Annotated in this window: 3 protein-coding genes; 1 reads left to right on the top strand and 2 read right to left on the bottom strand. The window is 51.2% G+C overall.

Features of this window, described 5'->3' with window-relative positions; all coding sequences use genetic code 11:
- Positions 1-193 (top strand): hypothetical protein (locus tag ACE1BR_RS22515; RefSeq protein ID WP_374874235.1); only part of this gene is annotated, 193 nt, incomplete at its 5' end.
- Here ACE1BR_RS22515 and gmhB read toward each other — a convergent pair.
- Both gmhB and ACE1BR_RS22505 read right to left on the bottom strand, forming a co-directional pair.
- Entirely contained in the window at positions 171-713 is a 543-nt protein-coding gene (gmhB, locus tag ACE1BR_RS22510; protein WP_374874233.1) for a D-glycero-beta-D-manno-heptose 1,7-bisphosphate 7-phosphatase, read from the bottom strand. The two genes, ACE1BR_RS22515 and gmhB, sit on opposite strands and share 23 nt — an antisense overlap.
- Positions 714-826: 113 nt before the next feature.
- A partial coding sequence (locus tag ACE1BR_RS22505; protein WP_019446595.1) for a hypothetical protein occupies positions 827-928 on the bottom strand: 102 nt, incomplete at its 5' end.

Genomic DNA, 928 nt, shown 5'->3' with positions numbered 1-928 from the left:
CAAAGGCTTTTCGAGGTTACCGACGAGGTTGTTTGCGTTGCCGCTTGCCCTGTCGATGGAGGCGCATTATAGGGAGTTGAATCTTTCTGGCAAGCAGATAATTGCAAAAAGATGGCTTCCACCATTCGTTCGCTCACAAAGCCATCAATACGTCTATTATGCGAACGAAATCAGCCTGCTACGGGCACTGTAACGGCAAACGCGTGCAGATTGTCATAGATGGCATCAGCCAATGCGATACCGGCATCAGTCACCGGTTTTCCCGTTTTGACCAACACTTTATACCCGACCTTGGCATTGATGGCCGCTTTCAGATCAGAAGGCTTGTCACCAACCATATAGGAACGGCTCATGTCGATCCCCAGCTCCTGTTGAGCCAACAGCAACATGCCGGGTTCCGGTTTGCGGCAATCACAGGGGGCGCCGTGATCCGGGTGATGGGGGCAGAAATAGATGCCATCGAGATCCACATCCCGATCAGCCAGTGACCAATCCATCCATTCCGTCAGATTCATGAAGTCATCTTCACTGAAGTAGCCGCGGGCGATTCCGGACTGGTTAGTGACGACAACCAACAGATACCCTTTTTTCTTTAACAGCTGCAGGGCGTCGATCACCCCGGGCAGAAAATGGAAATCATCTACCTGACTCACATAACCAGTGTCTTCATTGATGACACCGTCACGATCCAGAAAAATGGCGGCTTTGCTCACGGAAACTACCTCTATCAATGGTTTCGCCCAGTATCTCACAGGGCATAAATAGCCCCAAAAATAAAAGGGGTGGCCGAAGCCACCCCTTTTCATGTTTGTATATAACGAATCGATTAGGCGATTACGCTAGCTACAACACCAGCACCTACGGTACGGCCACCTTCACGGATAGCGAAACGCAGGCCGTCGTCCATCGCGATCGGGGCAATCAGGGT

It is taken from the genome of Aeromonas sp. MdU4 (assembly GCF_041929505.1).
Lineage (GTDB): Bacteria > Pseudomonadota > Gammaproteobacteria > Enterobacterales > Aeromonadaceae > Aeromonas.
Note: the sequence above shows the minus strand (reverse complement) of the source record. Positions and strands in the feature narration are given on the sequence as shown.